This window comes from Streptomyces sp. NPDC050528 (genome assembly GCF_044457795.1).
Classification (GTDB): Bacteria; Actinomycetota; Actinomycetes; order Streptomycetales; family Streptomycetaceae; genus Streptomyces.
Genome location: NZ_JBITHH010000007.1, coordinates 137,161 through 154,414 on the forward strand (window position 1 = coordinate 137,161; position 17,254 = coordinate 154,414).

The 17,254-nt window shown below is 70.2% G+C and carries 16 protein-coding genes; 12 read left to right on the top strand and 4 right to left on the bottom strand.

Features of this window, described 5'->3' with window-relative positions:
- Window positions 1-97: 97 nt before the first annotated feature.
- Both ACIBK4_RS24565 and ACIBK4_RS24570 read left to right on the top strand, forming a co-directional pair.
- The gene (locus ACIBK4_RS24565; protein ID WP_398997518.1) at window positions 98-565 is read left to right on the top strand and encodes an RICIN domain-containing protein; all 468 of its coding nucleotides are present in this window, start codon (window positions 98-100) and stop codon (window positions 563-565) included.
- Window positions 566-848: 283 nt separating this feature from the next.
- On the top strand, window positions 849-1,949 hold the full coding sequence (locus ACIBK4_RS24570) for a helix-turn-helix domain-containing protein (protein WP_398997520.1): 1,101 nt from the start codon (window positions 849-851) through the stop codon (window positions 1,947-1,949).
- Here ACIBK4_RS24570 and ACIBK4_RS24575 read toward each other — a convergent pair.
- Window positions 1,885-3,630, bottom strand: coding sequence for a CocE/NonD family hydrolase (locus tag ACIBK4_RS24575; RefSeq protein ID WP_398997522.1), 1,746 nt, complete (start codon window positions 3,628-3,630; stop codon window positions 1,885-1,887). The genes ACIBK4_RS24570 and ACIBK4_RS24575 overlap by 65 nt on opposite strands.
- Before the next feature lie 168 nt (window positions 3,631-3,798).
- Between ACIBK4_RS24575 and ACIBK4_RS24580 the strand changes: the two genes are divergently transcribed.
- Window positions 3,799-4,827: an alpha/beta hydrolase gene (locus tag ACIBK4_RS24580; RefSeq protein ID WP_398997524.1), complete on the top strand. Its 1,029-nt coding sequence runs from the start codon at window positions 3,799-3,801 to the stop codon at window positions 4,825-4,827.
- A gap of 39 nt (window positions 4,828-4,866) precedes the next feature.
- Entirely contained in the window at window positions 4,867-6,399 is a 1,533-nt protein-coding gene (locus tag ACIBK4_RS24585) for a carboxylesterase/lipase family protein (RefSeq protein ID WP_398997526.1), read from the top strand.
- Between the two features lie 23 nt (window positions 6,400-6,422).
- On the opposite strand, the gene ACIBK4_RS24590 is transcribed toward ACIBK4_RS24585, so the two are convergent.
- Window positions 6,423-6,692: a hypothetical protein gene (locus tag ACIBK4_RS24590; RefSeq protein WP_398997529.1), complete on the bottom strand. Its 270-nt coding sequence runs from the start codon at window positions 6,690-6,692 to the stop codon at window positions 6,423-6,425.
- A 62-nt stretch (window positions 6,693-6,754) separates the two neighbouring features.
- Here ACIBK4_RS24590 and ACIBK4_RS24595 point away from each other — a divergent pair, with 62 nt between their 5' ends.
- The 3 genes from ACIBK4_RS24595 (at window position 6,755) to ACIBK4_RS24605 (ending at window position 11,895) form a co-directional block, all read left to right on the top strand.
- On the top strand, window positions 6,755-7,258 hold the full coding sequence (locus tag ACIBK4_RS24595) for a GNAT family N-acetyltransferase (protein ID WP_398997530.1): 504 nt from the start codon (window positions 6,755-6,757) through the stop codon (window positions 7,256-7,258).
- 228 nt (window positions 7,259-7,486) lie between these two features.
- Complete coding sequence (locus ACIBK4_RS24600) at window positions 7,487-10,702, top strand: alpha-L-rhamnosidase (protein ID WP_398997532.1); 3,216 nt, start codon at window positions 7,487-7,489, stop codon at window positions 10,700-10,702.
- Window positions 10,703-10,998: 296 nt separating this feature from the next.
- A complete protein-coding gene (locus tag ACIBK4_RS24605) occupies window positions 10,999-11,895 on the top strand; it encodes a S1 family peptidase (protein ID WP_398997534.1) in 897 nt (298 codons plus the stop codon).
- Window positions 11,896-11,971: 76 nt separating this feature from the next.
- On the opposite strand, the gene ACIBK4_RS24610 is transcribed toward ACIBK4_RS24605, so the two are convergent.
- A complete protein-coding gene (locus ACIBK4_RS24610) occupies window positions 11,972-12,583 on the bottom strand; it encodes a TetR/AcrR family transcriptional regulator (RefSeq protein WP_398997536.1) in 612 nt (203 codons plus the stop codon).
- 127 nt (window positions 12,584-12,710) lie between these two features.
- Here ACIBK4_RS24610 and ACIBK4_RS24615 point away from each other — a divergent pair, with 127 nt between their 5' ends.
- Window positions 12,711-13,418: an alpha/beta fold hydrolase gene (locus ACIBK4_RS24615; RefSeq protein WP_398997538.1), complete on the top strand. Its 708-nt coding sequence runs from the start codon at window positions 12,711-12,713 to the stop codon at window positions 13,416-13,418.
- Between the two features lie 272 nt (window positions 13,419-13,690).
- Entirely contained in the window at window positions 13,691-14,797 is a 1,107-nt protein-coding gene (locus ACIBK4_RS24620) for a hypothetical protein (RefSeq protein WP_398997540.1), read from the top strand.
- A 6-nt stretch (window positions 14,798-14,803) separates the two neighbouring features.
- Here the strand turns inward: ACIBK4_RS24620 and ACIBK4_RS24625 are convergent, their stop codons facing one another.
- Window positions 14,804-15,226 (bottom strand): secondary thiamine-phosphate synthase enzyme YjbQ, encoded by a 423-nt coding sequence (locus ACIBK4_RS24625; RefSeq protein ID WP_398997542.1) that lies wholly within the window; start codon window positions 15,224-15,226, stop codon window positions 14,804-14,806.
- Window positions 15,227-15,376: 150 nt separating this feature from the next.
- Between ACIBK4_RS24625 and ACIBK4_RS24630 the strand changes: the two genes are divergently transcribed.
- From ACIBK4_RS24630 to ACIBK4_RS24640, 3 genes are all read left to right on the top strand, one after another.
- Window positions 15,377-15,460, top strand: a complete 84-nt coding sequence (locus tag ACIBK4_RS24630; RefSeq protein ID WP_315986669.1) for a putative leader peptide — start codon at window positions 15,377-15,379, stop codon at window positions 15,458-15,460.
- 125 nt (window positions 15,461-15,585) lie between these two features.
- Window positions 15,586-16,479, top strand: coding sequence for an ABC transporter permease (locus ACIBK4_RS24635; protein WP_398997544.1), 894 nt, complete (start codon window positions 15,586-15,588; stop codon window positions 16,477-16,479).
- Entirely contained in the window at window positions 16,452-17,219 is a 768-nt protein-coding gene (locus tag ACIBK4_RS24640) for an ABC transporter ATP-binding protein (protein WP_398997546.1), read from the top strand. The genes ACIBK4_RS24635 and ACIBK4_RS24640 overlap by 28 nt, the downstream gene beginning before the upstream one ends.
- The last annotated feature ends 35 nt before the right edge of the window (window positions 17,220-17,254 follow it).

Consider the following 17,254-nt stretch of genomic DNA (forward strand, 5'->3'; position numbering starts at 1 on the left):
GCAGTTGATGTCCGGCGTCGACGTCCCGGCGCCGGACAACCCGCGGCCGATAGCCATGAGTCAGCGCAACCGCGCACCGGCTACGTGGAGGGACGACATGAAGGCTGCGAAGCGACTGGTACCGCTGCTGGCGGCGATCGGGCTCACGATCGGGGGTGCCGTGACGGCACTGCCGGCCCAGGCGGCGGCACCGCTGCTCAGGTCCAACCTGAACGGGAGGTGTGCCGACGTCTTCATGTTCCACAACGAGAACGGCGCCTCCACCGTGACGTGGGACTGCACCGGCAACACCAACCAGCAGTGGAGCTGGGACGGCGAGCAGATCCGGTCCGGCATGAACGGCAAGTGCCTGGAGATCTACGGTGCCAATCCCGGAGACCAGGGGTCGGTGGACCTGTGGGACTGCAACGGGGGCAGCAACCAGAAGTGGTTCTGGAACGGCAGCGAGATCCGCAGCCGGCTGAACGGCAAGTGCCTCGACATCCTGGGCGGCCGGTCCGACAACGGCCAGCTCCTGGTGAGCTGGAGCTGCAACGGGGCGAGGAGTCAGAGCTGGAACTTCTGAACGACGGCCCGGCCCGGCACTCGATGTGCCGGGCCGGGCCACGGTCGTCCGCGCACGGCACTCGCGTCGATCGCACACGGGACGAGACTCGCGCACCGCTCATGAGGCGGTGGCGAAACGGCCCGCTGTCACTCGGACGAGATCACGGATTCACAGCATCGCGCTCTTGTCGCCATCGTAAAAAAACGTCAATATTCATGGAGAAGAGTCCTCCGCTTCCACCGTGGCGACCCGACCTCGAAGGACTGCGGGAAGACCAGGACCAGTACGGGACGAGGCGGTCATGCACCACGTAGTCGCCAAACTGGACGCCCTCGACCCGGAGGCGGGCGCGGCCATCAGGGTCATCAGCCGGTTCGACGAACTCGTCGAAGGGCACGCGGGGTTGGGGCCCATTCTGTGCGCGGTGGCGACGCTGAGCGGCTCACCGGCCCGGTTGATCGACGAACGGTTCGCCGTCGCCCTCCGCGCCGACCTCGACGGCCGGGTCGAGCGCGACGGCGGCCCGGTCGATCCGCGCTGGATCGGCGCGCCCCTCGTCCCGGGTGGCCGGCCGGCGCTCTGGCTGGAGCGGGTGGGCCGGCACTCGCTGATCGAGGCGATGGTGCTCGACCGGGCCGCGTTCGCCGCCCGCGAGGTCCTCCACCGCACCCGCGACGCGGCCGGACGGAGCGCGGGCCCGTTCTCGGACGACCCGGCCGCGGTCGAGGTACTGCTGGACGGCACCGCGAGTGAGAACGACCGCCTGCACGCGGCCCGGCTGCTGCACCTGCCTGAGCAGGGAAGTCTTCGGGCAATCGCGTCAGCCGACAGCGCCGGCCGGATCGTGGCCGCCACGAAGGGCGACGGTGACCGCACCGCCCGGGCGCGACGCTGGGAAGGTCTCGGCCGGACGGGCATCGGACCCGCCGTACCCCTGCTGGACCTCCCCCGGTCCTGGGACCGGGCCCGCACCGCGCTGCGCTACGCCGCCGAGGGCACCGACGAGGACCCGGGACCCGGCGTCGTCCTGTACGACGAGCTCGGCACGCTGGGGCTGCTCGCCGACGCCCTCGACCCCGCTTCGCCGCCGGACGACGTCCGCGCCCTGGAGAGGGCGGCCCGTTCCGGTCCGTGGGTGCTGCGCACGCTGGTCGAGTTCACCTCGCACACGAGTCTGCGGCTCGCGGCGGCGGCCCTGTACGTCCATCACTCGACGCTCAAGGGCCGGATCACCCTGATCGAGCAGGACCTGGGGTTCCCGGTGTGCGACCCCCAGGGCCGGCTACGGGTCCAACTGGCGCTCGCCGCGCGCCGGTTGCTGCTCCACCCGGCCGTTCCTACCGCTGGAGGACGGGCAGCACGATCCGGCTGGGGTACTCCGCCCCACGGTGAATCCGGTTGACCGCGGACACCATGTCGGAGAGGTGCTCCCGCGCGATGACCCCGCCGGTGTTGGAATTCCGGTCGTAGCGCGGGAAGTTGGAGCTGGAGATCTCCAGCATGATCCGGTGTCCGGCCAGGAAGACGTTGGCGGTGGCGATGAGGTCGACCTCGATCTCGTACACCTCGCCGGGCGTCATCAACCGCGGGGCGTCCAGGCCCTTTCGGTAGCGCATGCGCAGGATGCCGTCGCACAGGACGATGGCCCGCCCGTCCGGGTGGACGTCGACGAGCTTCGCGGTGAAGTCGGTGTCCACGGCCGACGAGCTGACGAACAGCCGCGCCGACACCGGGCCCGTCACCTCGACGGGCTCCTCCAGCACCTCGGTGGTGAAGACCAGCACGTCGTCGCGGTCGTGCAGCGGGCGCTGGTCGGCCGGACCGTCGTATCCGGTCAGGCTCATGAGGGTGCCGCCGAGTGAGGGCACCGGTCGACGCGGGTCGTAGAGGTAGGTGTCGACGAAGTCGCCGGCCGGTTCGGTCGTCGACAGGCGTCCCGCGCCCGCGGCGCTGTTCGCCGGGCCGTCGCCCTCCAGGTAGTAGGCCCGGTAGTCGGTGTCGGGCAGCGGCCAGTCCGGTTCGTCGCGCCACTGGTCGATCCCCATGACGAACAACCGCACGGGCAGGCGCCCCTCCGGTTCGTCCCGCTTCCGCTTCAGGCAACGGTCGAAGAAGGCGATCTGCCGCTCGCCCAGCGCGGCGGCGTCCATGCTCGCCGCCATTCCGAAGTCACGGTCGGGAAAGTAGCCGACGAACCCGACGAGCGAATGGGACCACGGCCCGACGATCAGCCGCTGCCCCTCCCGCGCCTCCGCCGTACCGGCCCCCGCCCGCATCTCCGTGAAGTCGCGCAGCGTCTCCCCGATGAACAGGTCGTACCACCCGCCGATGTGCAGCGCGGGCGTCGTGAGCGAGGCGATGTCCTCCCGCGCCGACAGGTCCCGCCAGGTCTGGTCGCGGTCGGGCCGGCCGATCGCAACGTCGACCATCCAGGGCAGGTGGGCGGAGATCAGCGGCTGGTCGGCCACCGGGGTCGCGTCGTTGCGCAGCGAGCGGTCCGCCGCCACACGCGCCGCGAGGGCGGTGACGTCCTCGGCGTCGGCGCGCCCCTGGGCGAGAGCGCGCTGAGCCTCGCCCAGCGCCATGAGCGTGGCCCAGCCGAGCACGGTGTCCAGCGACAGTGCCCCGCCCCGGGAACGCCAGGGCGTCGCATAGAGGTCGGCCGACGCCATCATCGGAGCGATCGCCTTCAGCGCCGGTGCCTTGGACGTGGCGGCCCGCAACTGCACCATGCCCAGGTAGGAGGGGCCGAACATGCCCACGCTGCCGTCGCACCACTCCTGCTCGGCCAGCCAGGCAATCGTGTCGGCGCCGTCCGAGGCGTCGTCCACGTGCGGCACGAAGACACCGTCCGATCCGTAGGTGCCCCGGCAGTCCTGGACGACGACCGCATAGCCGGCGCGCAGCATGCCGTGCAGCCCCGGCATCAGGGCGGTGCCCAGGCCCACCTTCTCCTTGCCGTAGGGAGTACGGGTGAGCAGTGCGGGCATCGGCTCGTCCGTCTCCGGTCGCCAGATGTCGGTCGACAGCTCCGTGCCGTCCCGCATGGGGATCCGTACGTCGAATTCGGCTCCGTATGTCATCGCGCACCTGCCTGTCCGGAGGGAGATCGTCTCCCGAGTGTGCGGCCGGACCCGGCGGGAGACGGCTAGCCGGATGGCGGATGTTTCCCGCCATCCGGCAGCCCGCCACCCGCCTGACCTGGCCGCACACTCGGGACACGATCTCCCTGCTCACCATGAGAGGCAGTCATGAGCCCTGTCGCGTCGCATGCCGACTCCGCGAGCGAACCCATCGGTCCGCTGCCTCCTTTCGACCCCGGGCTGGCCGCCGTCGCGACCGCGTACGAGGAGCAACTGGCCGGATTCGTCGAGGTGTTCGGAGCCGACGGCGGCGAGGCGGCGGTCGCGGCCATGCGCGAGGGCGCGGCAGCGAGCCTGGAATCGGCCGGTGACCTGACCCGGAACGGCGCGCTCGCGGTGTCCGAACGTCTTGTGCCCGGCCCGCCCGGCGCACCCGACGTCGAGCTGCTCATCTGCCTACCGACCAGCACACCGGCGCCGTACGGAGCGGTCTACCGCATCCACGGCGGCGGCATGATCGGCGGCGACCGTTACCTGAACATGCCCATGTACACAGGTATCGCCGAGGAGTTGGGACTCGCCGTGATCTCGGTGGAGTACCTCCTCGCACCGGAACACCCCCATCCCGCGCCGGTCGAGGACTGCTACGCCGGTCTCGCGTGGACGGTGAAGAACGCGGCCGAACTCGGCATCGACCCGGATCGGATCGTGGTCGCGGGAGAGAGCGCGGGCGCCAACTTGGCCGCAGCGACGGTGCTGTTGGTGAGAGACCGAGGCGAACTCACCCTGTTCGGCCAGGTGTTGCTCGGCCCCATGCTGGACGATCGCGACGGCAGTTGCTCGGCCCGGCAGATGGCCGAGGCTGGACTCGGCGACACCGGCGTCATCGACCTGTGCTGGACCGCGTTCCTCGGCACCGCGCGCGGCGGCCCGGAGGTGTCGCCGTACGCCGCTCCAGCGCGGGCCGTCGAACTGTCCGGTCTGCCGCCCACGTTCATCGACACGGGCTCGGCGGAGATCTTCCGGGACGAGGCCGTCGAGTACGCCCGACGGATCTGGCGGGCCGGTGGATCGGCCGAACTGCACGTCTGGCCCGGCGGCTTCCACTCGTTCAACATCATCGCGCCTGAGGCCCCGTTGTCCCGGGCCGCGAACCGAGCACCGATCGCCTGGCTAGGCCGACTGTTCGCCGCCTGACACACCTTCTCCGTACCGACCAAGGAAAGGGAGCCACCCATGACAGCCGAAGTGTCAGAACAATCCCCCGCAGCCGAAGCCCACACAACCACCGGACGAATACAGGGCCGTTGGGAGAACGGCCTGGCCGTCTTCCGGGGAATTCCGTTCGCCGCGCCCCCTGTTGGCGATGCGCGATTCGCCGCTCCCCGACGAGTACCCCGCTGGGACGGAGTGCGCGAGGCGTTCGCCTTCGGCACGTGCGCACCGCAGGACTACGCCGTCTTCCGGGACCAAGGAGGCCCCCTGCCAGCGCAGTCGACGGGCACCGACTGGCTGACGCTCAACGTGTGGACACCGGCCCCGGACCGCGCGGCGCTGCGTCCGGTGATGGTGTGGATTCACGGCGGGGCCTACAAACTGGGTTCGAGCAACGACAGCGCCTACGACCCTCAACAGATCGTCCGGGAGGGCGAGTTGGTGGTGGTCAGCTGCAACTACCGCCTCGGTGTGGAGGGCTTCGCGGCGATCGGGGGCGCCCCGGCCAACCGGGGTCTGCTCGATCAGGTGGCCGCGCTGGAGTGGGTGCGCGAGAACATCGCCGAGTTCGGCGGCGACCCCGATCAGGTCACGGTGTTCGGCGAGTCGGCCGGTGCCGGTTCGGTGGCCGCGCTGCTGGCCATGCCCTCGGCGGCGAGGCTGTTCCACAGGGCCGTGGCCCAGAGCTTCGGAGGCCCGTTCCTCTCCCCCGAGCTGGCCGCCGACGTGTCCGCGGTCATCGCCGCCCGGCGCGGTCTACGTCCCACGGCGACCGACCTCTCCACCGTCGAGCCGGTCGACCTCGCGATGGCCGGCGAGGAAGCGACCGTGGGCCAGCGCGAGCGCGTCGACCGATGGGGTCAACTGGCCGATCACCCCAGCCTGTTCGGCCCGGTCGTGGACGGCGACGTACTGCCCACCACGCCCTGGCAGGCCCTCGCCGCCGGCGCGGGACGCGGCATCGAGCTGATCGCCGGGCACACCCGCGACGAGTACCGGCTGTTCCTGCCCCCGCGCCCGGGTGCGATCGACGCACAGGAGGTGTCGCGCGCGTTCGCCGTCCAAGGTCCCGTCCCGGACGCCGAGGCCGCCTACCGCGCCGCGTTCCCGAACGCCTCCGCCGAACAGCTCTGGGTGCTGGTCCGCTCCGACTGGCTGTTCCGCATGCCCTCGCTCCGGCTGGCCGAAAGTCAGGCGCTGGGCGGCGGACAGGCCTACCTCTACGAACTGACCTGGCCCGCGCCGAGCGCCGTCACCCCCTTCGGCGCCTGCCACGGGCTGGATCTCCCCCTGCTGTTCGGCGACTTCACCACCGGCTTCGGCCAGATGCTGGGCACGCCGACCCCGGCCGAAGCCCTGGAATTGTCGGCGCGCTTCCGCACGTCATGGACAGCCTTCGCCGCCACCGGAGACCCGGGCTGGCCCGCGTTCGCCCCCGAACACCGGCTCACCCAGGTGTTCGGCGCACCGCCGACCGTCGCCGCCTATCCCGAGGAGAACGCGCGCCGGCTGTGGCAGGACTACGAGTTCAGGGCGCTGCCGCTCAGGGCGTGACACGCGGTTGTCCGCGAGACGGTTCACGACAGGTCGATGGGAGCCGGGTTCCACTTGTACTGCACGTCCTCGTCGTTCTTGAGCAGAACCCCGGCCTCCGCCATCCGGTCGAGCATGTCCACCAGCATGTCGCCCAGCGGATATCCGTCCACCCAGAACATCCGCTTCACCGAGGAGAACGTCTGGTCACGCGGAAGGACTCCCAGGAACACCCCGAGCCGAAACGCCGCGTCGTCGTAGTCCCGCCAGTCGGCCAGGATCTCCTTGAGCTCCACGCTGTCCTCCACCTTCATCAGGGTTCCTCACCTGGCACTCCGGCCGCAGTCCGCGGTGACCCGTGGGGCAGAGTAGACGCATGTCTACGCACGGGACGATGCCGTTCCACCTTGAGACCGAGCGGCTGATCCTGCGGCCGTGGGCCGAGTCGGACGCCGCCGACTTCTGCGCCCTCCTCGCCGAACGCGGCAAGGGGACCCCCACGGTCGAGCGCATCCGCACGTCCATCGCGGAACTGCTCGCCGCGACGGCGACCACGGGGATCGCCCTGTTGCCCATCCAGCGCCGTGCCGAGGGCGATTTCATCGGCTACTGCGGGCTGATCATCGGCCGCTCCACCCTGGAGGAGCCGGAAATCGCGTACGAGCTGTTCCAGCGCGCGCATGGGCACGGCTACGCCACCGAAGCGGCCGGCGCGGTGCTCGACGCCGCTGCCGTGACCGGACGGAAACGGCTCTGGGCGACCGTCGGCACGTGGAACGCGCCCTCGCTTCGTGTCCTTGAGAAGCTCGGGTTCGAGCGCGATCACGTCTCCACGGAAGACAACGGTGAAGTGGTGTGGCTCGCCCGCTCGTTGCCGTGAGGCGGGGGCACGCCCGTGGGGTTCGGCTCAAGTGTCCGCAGGCCTCATTGAAACCGTTCAATACCCTCGCGTCCGCCCCGCGCACCGACTCGGCCCGGATCGATCCCGAACTAGCCGTGTCACGAAAACAGTTGCACGCTGATTGACCCCGACCCCACCAGGCTCTACGTTACCCACGCCTCTCAAATCTGAATCGATTCATCCATTCCGTGCGAGTGAGGAGTCGTAGTGATCAGCAGGAGGAACATACTCGCGGGCGCGGTCGCCACGGTCGCGGCAGTGACCGTCGACAGCGTGCCGGCGATAGCCGCACCGACATCCGGACAGACTCAGGCACAGCGCGACGGGCTGCGCGTCACCGCGCCGACCGTGGAGTACGTCCGGCACCCGCTGGGGCTCGATGCCCAACGCCCCCGTCTGAGCTGGCCGTTGGCCTCCGACCGGACGGGCGCCCACCAGAGCGCCTATCAGATCCGCGTCGCCACCACCCCGTCACGTCTGTCCCACCCGGACGTCTGGGACAGCGGGAAGGTCACGTCCGGCGAGTCGGTCCTCGTGTCCTACGGAGGTCCAGGACTCAAGCCCCGGACGCGCTACCACTGGTCCGTGCGCGTATGGGACGGCGACGGCCATGTCTCCGGCTGGAGCGCACCCTCGTGGTGGGAGACCGGACTGATGGATGCCGGACAGTGGACCGCCGACTGGATCTCCGCACCGGCGGCCCTCGTGGACGCGCCGTCCTTCGAGGGCGCTTCCTGGATCTGGTTCCCCGAGGGCGATCCGACCAACAGCGTTCCTGCGGCCACCCGTTGGTTCCGCCGCACCGCCCACCTGCCCGACGGGATCACGTCGGCCACGCTCGCCATCACCGCCGACAACGTATATGCCGTCTCCCTGAACGGAGTCGAGGTCGCCCACACCGACCTCGACACCGACAACGAGGACTGGAAACGCCCGGCGGTGATCGACGTACTGGAGCGCGTGCGGGCCGGTGACAACGTTATCGCCGTCGCCGCCACCAACGCGACGGAAGGCCCGGCGGGACTCGTCGCCACCCTTGTCGTGCGGACCGCCTCCGGTGAGCAGAAGGTGTTCACCGACGCCTCCTGGAAGACCACGGACCAGGAACCGGCCGACGGATGGCGGGAGTTGGGGTTCGACGACTCGGGCTGGCCGGCGGTCCGGGTGGCGGCGGTCTGGGGTGGCGGGCCGTGGGGACGCGTCGTCCCGGTGTCGTACGCCGTCACCCAACTGCGGCACGAATTCCGGCTGCCGCGCCGGAAGGTGGCCCGCGCGCGCCTGTACGCCACGGCGCTCGGCCTGTACGAGAGCCACCTCAACGGCAGCCGGGTGGGCCTCGATCAGCTCGCTCCCGGCTGGACGGACTACCGCACCCGCGTCCAGTACCAGACGTACGACGTCACCGACCTCCTGCGGCCCGGCGCCAACGCCATCGGCACGTATCTGGCACCCGGCTGGTACGCCGGCAACGTGGGCATGTTCGGGCCCGGCCAGTACGGCCAAGTCCCGGCGCTTCTGGCCCAGTTGGAGGTGGAGTACGCGGACGGGACCAGCGAGCGCATCGAGTCGGGCACCGACTGGCGGGCCGCCGCCGGACCGATCGTCGCCGCCGATCTGCTGAACGGCGAGACGTACGACGCCCGCAAGGAGACCCCGGGTTGGGCCTCGCCCGGCTTCGACGACACGGGCTGGCTCGGCGTGCGAAGCATGGGCGGCGTCGGCGACCTCGGTCCCGACCTGATCGTCGCGCAGGTGGACGGGCCGGTGCGGGTGGAGCAAGAACTGACACCGCATCAGATCACCCAACCCAAGCCCGGCGTCTACGTGTTGGACCTGGGCCAGAACATGGTCGGCTCGGTCCGGCTGCGCGTGTCGGGCGACGCGGGGACGACCGTCCGGCTCAGACACGCCGAGGTGCTCAACCCCGACGGCACCGTCTACACCGCGAACCTGCGCACGGCGGCGGCGACCGACACGTACACCCTCAAGGGCGGCGGGAAGGAGGAGATCTACGAACCCCGGTTCACCTTCCACGGGTTCCGGTACGTCGAGGTGACCGGTTTCCCAGGCACTCCCACCGCCAGGGCCGTCACCGGGCGCGTGATGCATACGTCCGCCCCCTTCACCCTCGACTTCGAGACCGACGTACCGATGCTCAACCAGCTGCACCACAACATCACTTGGGGCCAGCGCGGCAACTTCCTCTCCGTTCCGACCGACACACCCGCGCGCGACGAGCGCCTGGGCTGGACGGGAGACATCAACGTCTTCGCGCCCACGGCCGCGTACACGATGGAGTCGGCGCGCTTCCTGTCCAAGTGGCTCGTCGACCTCCGGGACTCCCGGACGGCGGAGGGCGCGTTCACGGACGTGGCGCCGATGGTCGGCACGGTCGGCAACGGAACGGCCGGCTGGGGCGACGCGGGGGTCACGGTCCCCTGGTCCCTCTACCAGGCGTACGGCGACCGTCAAGTCCTCGTGGACGCCTGGCCGTCCGTCCGGACCTGGCTGGCGTATCTGGAGAAGAACAGCGACCAACTGCTGCGCCCGGCCCAGGGATACGGCGACTGGCTGAACGTCGAGGACGAGACCCCGAAGGACGTCATCGCCACCGCGTACTTCGCGCACGGCGCCGACCTCGCGGCCCGGATGGCCGGCGAACTCGGCGAGGACACCGCCGCGTACCGCGATCTCTTCGAGCGGATCCGGGCGGCCTTCCAGAACGCCTACGTCACCTCCGACGGCCGTATCAAGGGCGATACGCAGACGGCGTACGTCCTGGCCCTGTCGATGAACCTGCTGGCGGACGCGTCGCGGAAGGCCGCGGCCGACCGGCTCGTCGCCCTGATCGAGGCGAAGGACTGGCATCTGTCGACAGGTTTCCTCGGCACTCCCCGCCTGCTCCCCGTCCTGACCGACACGGGCCACACCGACGTCGCCTACCGCCTCCTGCAACAGCGCTCCTTCCCCAGTTGGGGCTACCAGATCGACCGGGGCTCCACCACGATGTGGGAACGCTGGGACTCCATCCGGCCCGACGGCAGCTTCCAGGACGCGGGCATGAACTCCTTCAACCACTACGCCTACGGCTCGGTGGGGGAATGGATGTACACGAACATCGCCGGCATCGCGGCGGGCGGGCCCGGCTACCGCGAGATCGTCATCCGCCCCCGCCCCGGCGGATCCGTCAACACCGCCCGCGCGACGTTCACTTCGGTCTACGGCCCGGTCTCCACCCAGTGGCGACAGCGGTCCGGCCGGTTCACGCTGACCTGCGCGGTGCCGCCCAACACGACCGCCGAGGTGTGGATCCCGGCGTCCACCCCGGACGCGGTGACCCACACGCACGGGACGTATCTGCGCCAGGAGGACGACTGCGCGGTGTTCGGGGTCGGCTCCGGCACCCACCGCTTCGCCACCTGATCAAGACGGCGCGGCTGCCCGGGACGGTCACCGGACCGGTCACCGGATCGGGCAGCCGAGGGGCTCGTACCCGTTCGTCGACGGCGCGGATGCTCTCGTACCGCTCCACGGCGGCCTGATCGCCCGACCGCGCACCCGCCCCTCGAACTCCCGGCCGACCTCTTCGGCCGAAGTCGGCCTACCCCCGCCGGGCGCGGCTGGGCACACTGACCGCACCACAACACCCGTACCCAGCACGCCCGTTGACCCATCCGACATGCTCCGACCTGACCCACCGACCTCGGGGAGACCGGCCGATGAGAGCACCCCGTACCACCATCAGGCGTTCACGACTGATCGCCTCGGTGGTGAGCCTGCTCGTCGTGAGCGCCCTCGCGGTGTCCGACACCGGCGCCTCAGCGGCGCCCACGGTCGGCGCCGCGCCGTCCGCCGCCTCGGTGACCGGCGCGACCTCGGCCGTAGAGTCCCTGGCCATCGCCGGGACGGCCTGGGCCGTGGACGGGCGCACCGGGAAGCTGCGGGTGCTGGCCGATGCCACGGTTTCGGACTCGGATCTGGTCCAACTGCGGGAAGCCGCGCGCCAGTTCTCGGGTGCCGTGTCCCTCGACCGACTCGGCGGCACGCTGCGCACCCTCCTGTCGGGCGGTGACGGCATCTACACGTCCACCGGGCGCTGCTCGGCCGGAGTCAACGTACAGAGCGGCTCCACGTACTACTTCGTCACCGCCGGCCACTGCACCGACGGCGTGTCCACCTGGTACACCAGTTCCGCCATGGCCACGGCGATCGGCACCACGACCGCGACCAGTTACCCCGGCAACGACTTCGGAGTCGTCCGCTACACCAACACGGCCGTCCCACACCCCGGAACCATCGGATCCGTCGACATCACCGGCACCGCTACCGCGTACATCGGCCAGAGCGTCTGCCGCCGGGGAGCGACCACCGGTGTCCACTGCGGCGTGGTCACCGCGCTCAACGCGACCGTCAACTACGGGAGCGGAGCAGTCGTCCACGGCCTGATCCAGACCAATATCTGCGCCGAGCCGGGCGACAGCGGCGGCCCGCTCTACGCCGGGGACAAGGTCATCGGCATCCTGTCCGGAGGCTCCGGGAACTGCACGACGGGAGGGAACACGTACTACCAGCCGATCCAGGAAGCACTCAACACGTACGGACTGTCCGTCTACTGACGAAGGCGCGCGCGGACAACAGGCCGACCAGCGGTGCGTGCCGTGTCGCGGGTCCGCCCGGCGGGTTGTCGCAGGTTCAGCCCGGCCGGCGGAACGCTCCGTACCACTGGTTGGCGGCCAGCTCGCGAGCCACTGTCGCGTCGCGATCGGGATCGCCCGTCAGAACCTGATGCGCGATCACCCGGAAGCCGCCGTGCACGATGACCTGACTTGCGGTGGCCGGGTCCACGCCGGCGGCTGTCTGCCCTGCCGCTTGTGCCTGCCTGATCCAGCGCCGACTCAGTTCCTCGAAGGGATCGAGCTCGTCGGCCCAGAGTTGGCCCACTGTCGAGTCACGGTCCGCCGACTCCAGCATGGCGCGCAGTACATGGCGCCGCTGCCGGTAGTAGCCGATGACCTCTTCCAGGGTGTCGCCCAGACGGTCGAGCGCGTCCGGCCGGTCCGGCGACCAGGTGCTCATCAGCTGGTACGAGCCGCTCTTGAGGCCACTGGCCAGACGGATCAGCAGGGCGCTCTTTTCCTTGAAGTACAGGTACAGCGTGGACCTGGCGACGCCGGCTTCGTCCGCGATGCGCTGCATCGACAGGGCGGAGAACGAGGTGCCCTCGGCCAACAGCCGTTCGGCGGCGGCCAACACACCCGCCTCGATGGCCGCCGCCCGTTCGTCGGCGCCCCGGTCGTCGATCATCTCCCCAGTCTAGGTGGGGCAGTTGTGATCTCGGTGACGACCTGCCCCGGCGGATCGTCACCGGTGCTAGCGTTGCGGATCTCGTCGGACGCTGCGTCCGAAACAGCTAAATACCAAGGAAAGCCGCATGACTACGTATGTGATGATCCCGGGAGCCTGGCACGGCGGATGGTCGTGGACGCCCGTCGCACAACGTCTGCGAGCCGCGGGCCACCAGGCGGTCACCGTGACCCTGCCGGGCCTGGGCGACGGCGATGATCCGCGTGATCGCCGGCTCAGCGCCGCGGTCGATCACATCGTCCGGTTCGTCGTCGACCATGACCTGCGGGACGTGGTCCTGGTCGCCCACAGCTGGGGCGGCTACCCGGTCAACGGCGCGGCCGGCCGGCTCGGCGACAGGCTCGCCGGCATCGTGTACTACGGCGCCCAGATACCGGTCGCGGGACGGTCCCTCGTCGACGACAATCCGGCCGAGGCCGGGGCCATGCTCTGCGGCCTGATCGACGCCTCGCCGACCCGGTCCATCGCACCCACGCTTGAGTTCGTCCGGCACATCTTCATGCAGGACGCCGCACCCGAGGTTCAGCGCCTGGTCGCCGACCTCCTGACGCCCATGCCCGGGGACTACTTCCTCGACCCGGCCGAAGGGCCTGCCGTGACCACCCTCGGCGTCCCGCTGCACTACCTGCTCGGCGACGAGGACCACGCACTGCCCCACCCGGGCGAAGTCTTCGCCCAGCGCGTCGGGTTGACGCCCATCGCCGTACCCGGGACGCACGAGGGCCTGCTCACACACCCCGAGGAACTCGCCAAGGCCATCCTCGCCGTCAACTGAACGAGGGCTTACGCCTGCGGGTGGTTCGCTGGGTCGGCGATGTGTCGGGCCCAGAAGTCGCTCATGGCGCGGGCGGGCGGCTAGGCGGAGGCGATGTCCTGCCACGCCTCGAAGGCGCGGGGCGTCCTCGTGCCCCGGGACTACCGGGAACTCGCAGCCCCGGCCGTCGACTTGCCCGTAGTCCCACCAGGCCTCGACGTCCGGACGAGAAAACATGTTGGCCGACCGCCGGCGAACTGCGAAGATGCGTCCATTTCCGAGGTGGAGGACATTTGTTCGTTTTCGTGTGTGCGGGCTGCGGTGCCGAGTTGACCACCCCGCTGTCCCAGGTCGCACTGCCGGTCCACGCCCGTCAGACGTACGGGAACGGGGCCCAGCTTCCGGTGCTCATGCAGTCGGGGACGTTCGCCGTGGACCCGGATCCCTGGGGAGGACCGTGGCGGTTGTGGGACGAGCTCGACCCGGGCGAGGCGGAGGCACGCGGCATCTACGCGCCGGTCCACGCCCTGTCCGACAGCGCGCCCGGGGCGAGCGTGATCGCGCCCGGTGACATCCGCGGCACCCGGCTGCTTCCCGACAAGACCGCCAGTGCCTGCTGCGGACTCGACGGAGCCGACGGGCCCAACATGGCCTGCGAGACGTGCGACCTCCCCGTGGCGACCAGAGTCGACGACTGCTCGCTCTGGCAGGCAGTACGGCTCAGTTCGGACGCCGTGCACCGCGTCCCCGTCGGCGGCGCCCACGCCAAGCCCATCTCCTGGGCGGAGCTGATAGAGGAGGGGGAGAGAACTCCCCTGTTCGAGCCGGTCGGTACGTGGGGAGGACGGTCGGGGTCGAGTCACTACTGGTCGTGGAGTCCGCGGTGGGAGGCGGCCGCCGGCCAGGCACTCGCCCACCTGCTGGCCGCCTCCCAGGAGCAGCCGGTGAAGGTCCCGGACGGTCTGGCAGCGGACGTCTTCCAACGCACGCTCGACGCCCTGCTGCCCGCGGGCTCCCCGAAGCGGCGCGCCGCCCTGGCTGGACCGGGACAGCCCTCCCCGGACGCGGGCGTCGACATTCTCCTCGTACCGATCCATCCCCGGACGGGTCGGACCTGGACCCCCGCCGACCCGACCACGTCGGCGTACCTGGTGCCCCTGCCGCTGGGGGTGTGGCTGTGGCTGGTCTCTCCCCAGCCCTACCTGCCGGTTCCCGCGTCGGGCCGCCTCCCCCAGGACGTCCTCCGCGACGACCCGCTCCCACCGCTCCCCAACTACCTGTTCCGGGCCGACTGGGGAACCTTCCAGCACACCTTGGTCCGACTACCGGCCGTGCGCAGCCCGTGGCTGCGCACGATCCTCACGAACCTCGCGCAGGGCACCTGGACCGAGTTCTTCTAGCAGGCCTCACCCAAGGAACGACAACCGAACCACCCGGTCCGGGTTGTCGCGGTTCGTATCGACCAGGCACACCGACTGCCACGTCCCCAACTCCAACCGCCCGCCCAGCACCGGCAACGTCGCATGCGGCGGTACGAAGGCCGGGAGGACGTGGTCGCGGCCGTGCCCGGGGCTGCCGTGGCGGTGCTGCCAGCGGTCGTCGGCGGGGAGGAGGGTGTGCAGGGCGGCGAGGAGGTCGTCGTCGCTGCCGGCGCCCGTTTCGAGGATCGCGACGCCCGCCGTGGCGTGCGGGACGAAGATGTTGAGGAGACCGTCGCGGCCGGCCGCCGCGTCCCGGAGGAAGGCCTCGCAGTCGCGGGTCAGGTCCATGATCCGCTCCCTCGAACCGGTGGTGACGTTCAGGACTCGGGTGGTGAAGGCAGCTGGCATGTCTTCCATCCTGAACCATCCGCCGGGCTCCACGCTCGATACCCGCCTGTCGAGCTCCTCGCCCGCTCGACCGCCCGGCCCGTGATACGAGGGGTCCAGTCCGCGAGACACCGTTGACCGTGGCACGCCATCTGACCTATTTTCGGCCGCATGTTGCGTTCAGTTCTGCTCACCACGCGCGGTCACATCGACCTGCTGCGGGTGGCCTCCGCCGCGTGTTGCCGCGGCTGCTGACGTCTTCTTCCGCCTCACCCCTTCCTTTCTCCCGCACTCCGTCGCGCCCGTTCACATCGTCGTGACGCGGCGGCGTTGAGGCGTACCCCTCCTCACCGGACGCTCTCCCCACCCGTGGAGCACCCATGAGCATCAGTCATGCACCGCCCGGCTCCTCCGGGCCCGACATTTCTCCTATGTCAACATCCAAGGCCGACGCGGACGATCCCGCTCCCCTCGATCTCGTCCCCCTCGTCCCCACCTCCTCGCGCCGCACCCGCGTCCCTCGCTGGCTGCGCCGCACGACCGGCCCACTCGTACTGCTCGCGCTGTGGCAACTCCTCAACAGCACAGGCGTGTTGACCTCCGACGTGCTCGCCTCGCCCGGGCGGATCGCCCAGGTCGGGTGGGACCTGATCGACAGCGGTTCACTGCCCTCGGCCATGGCCACCTCGCTCCAGCGGGTCGCCGTCGGACTGCTCCTCGGTACGGTCATCGGCACCGGACTCGCCCTGATCTCCGGCCTGTTCAGGATCGGCGAGGACCTGGTCGACGCCCCCGTGCAGATGCTGCGGACCGTGCCCTTCGTCGGGCTGATCCCGCTGTTCATCATCTGGTTCGGCATCGGCGAGGCTCCCAAGGTCGCCATCATCACGCTCGGCGTGACCTTCCCGCTCTACCTCAACGTCTACGCCGGAATCCGGGGCGTGGACAGCCAGTTGATCGAGGCCGGCGAGTCCCTCGGGCTGTCCCGCTGGGGGCTCGTACGGCATGTGGTGCTGCCGGGCGCGTTGCCCAACGCGATGACCGGGCTGCGCTACTCCCTCGGCATCGCCTGGCTGGCCCTCGTCTTCGCCGAGCAGATCAACGCGGACGCCGGCATCGGCTTCCTCATGGTGCAGGCCCGCGACTTCCTGCAGACCGACGTGATCGTGGTCTGTCTGATCGTCTACGCCTTCCTCGGCCTGCTGGCCGACTTCGTCGTCCGCACCCTCGAAAGGCTGTTGCTGCAATGGCGACCGACGTTCACGGGCCGGTGAGCACGCAGACGGCGACCTCCTCGCCGACGACCGCGCAGGCGGTACGGGTCGAGGGGCTGACCCGCTCCTTCGACGGCCGTGCCGTCATCGACAAGCTCCAACTCGACGTACGGCAGGGCGAGTTCGTGGCACTGCTGGGCCGCAGCGGCTGCGGCAAGTCCACGCTGCTGCGCATCCTCGCCGGGCTCGACCGGGACATCGAGGGCACCGTCCTCGTGCCGCGCCGCAAGGCCGTCGCGTTCCAGGCGCCCCGGCTGATGCCGTGGAAGAAGGTGTGGCGCAACGTCCTGCTCGGGTTGCCCGGAAAGCCCGAACGGGCCGTGGCGGAGCAGGCGTTGGCGGAGGTGGGGCTCGCGGACCATGCCGATGCCTGGCCCAAGACGCTGTCCGGTGGTGAGGCTCAGCGGGCCTCGTTGGCGCGTGCTCTGGTGCGTGAGCCCGATCTGCTGCTGCTCGACGAGCCGTTCGGCGCGCTGGACGCGCTGACCCGGATCAAGGCCCAGCGGTTGGTGGGCGAGTTGTGGCAACGGCGGGGCTGCGCCGTCCTGTTGGTGACGCACGACGTCGAGGAGGCCGTGCTGCTCGCCGACCGGGTCCTGGTGATGGACGAGGGCGTCATCGCGCACGAACAGCACATCGACCTGGACCGGCCGCGCGACATCACCGACCCCCGGTTCGCCGAACTGCGCGCCGGACTCCTGGAACGCCTCGGCGTCGACACCGCCGCCGAAGCCGCCTGAACTCCCCCACACCTCAACCCAGTTACCGAGAACGG

Bases quoted from the DNA above. Each gene is read 5' to 3' on its own strand.
- ACIBK4_RS24590 (WP_398997529.1), bottom strand. From the start codon at position 6,692: ATGAAGGTGGAGGACAGCGTGGAGCTCAAGGAGATCCTGGCCGACTGG.
- ACIBK4_RS24565 (WP_398997518.1), top strand. From the start codon at position 98: ATGAAGGCTGCGAAGCGACTGGTACCGCTGCTGGCGGCGATCGGGCTC.
- ACIBK4_RS24610 (WP_398997536.1), bottom strand. From the start codon at position 12,583: ATGATCGACGACCGGGGCGCCGACGAACGGGCGGCGGCCATCGAGGCG.
- ACIBK4_RS24595 (WP_398997530.1), top strand. From the start codon at position 6,755: ATGTCTACGCACGGGACGATGCCGTTCCACCTTGAGACCGAGCGGCTG.
- ACIBK4_RS24580 (WP_398997524.1), top strand. From the start codon at position 3,799: ATGAGCCCTGTCGCGTCGCATGCCGACTCCGCGAGCGAACCCATCGGT.
- ACIBK4_RS24585 (WP_398997526.1), top strand. From the start codon at position 4,867: ATGACAGCCGAAGTGTCAGAACAATCCCCCGCAGCCGAAGCCCACACA.
- ACIBK4_RS24630 (WP_315986669.1), top strand. From the start codon at position 15,377: ATGTTGCGTTCAGTTCTGCTCACCACGCGCGGTCACATCGACCTGCTG.
- ACIBK4_RS24570 (WP_398997520.1), top strand. From the start codon at position 849: ATGCACCACGTAGTCGCCAAACTGGACGCCCTCGACCCGGAGGCGGGC.
- ACIBK4_RS24575 (WP_398997522.1), bottom strand. From the start codon at position 3,630: ATGACATACGGAGCCGAATTCGACGTACGGATCCCCATGCGGGACGGC.
- ACIBK4_RS24605 (WP_398997534.1), top strand. From the start codon at position 10,999: ATGAGAGCACCCCGTACCACCATCAGGCGTTCACGACTGATCGCCTCG.
- ACIBK4_RS24635 (WP_398997544.1), top strand. From the start codon at position 15,586: ATGAGCATCAGTCATGCACCGCCCGGCTCCTCCGGGCCCGACATTTCT.
- ACIBK4_RS24615 (WP_398997538.1), top strand. From the start codon at position 12,711: ATGACTACGTATGTGATGATCCCGGGAGCCTGGCACGGCGGATGGTCG.
- ACIBK4_RS24625 (WP_398997542.1), bottom strand. From the start codon at position 15,226: ATGCCAGCTGCCTTCACCACCCGAGTCCTGAACGTCACCACCGGTTCG.
- ACIBK4_RS24640 (WP_398997546.1), top strand. From the start codon at position 16,452: ATGGCGACCGACGTTCACGGGCCGGTGAGCACGCAGACGGCGACCTCC.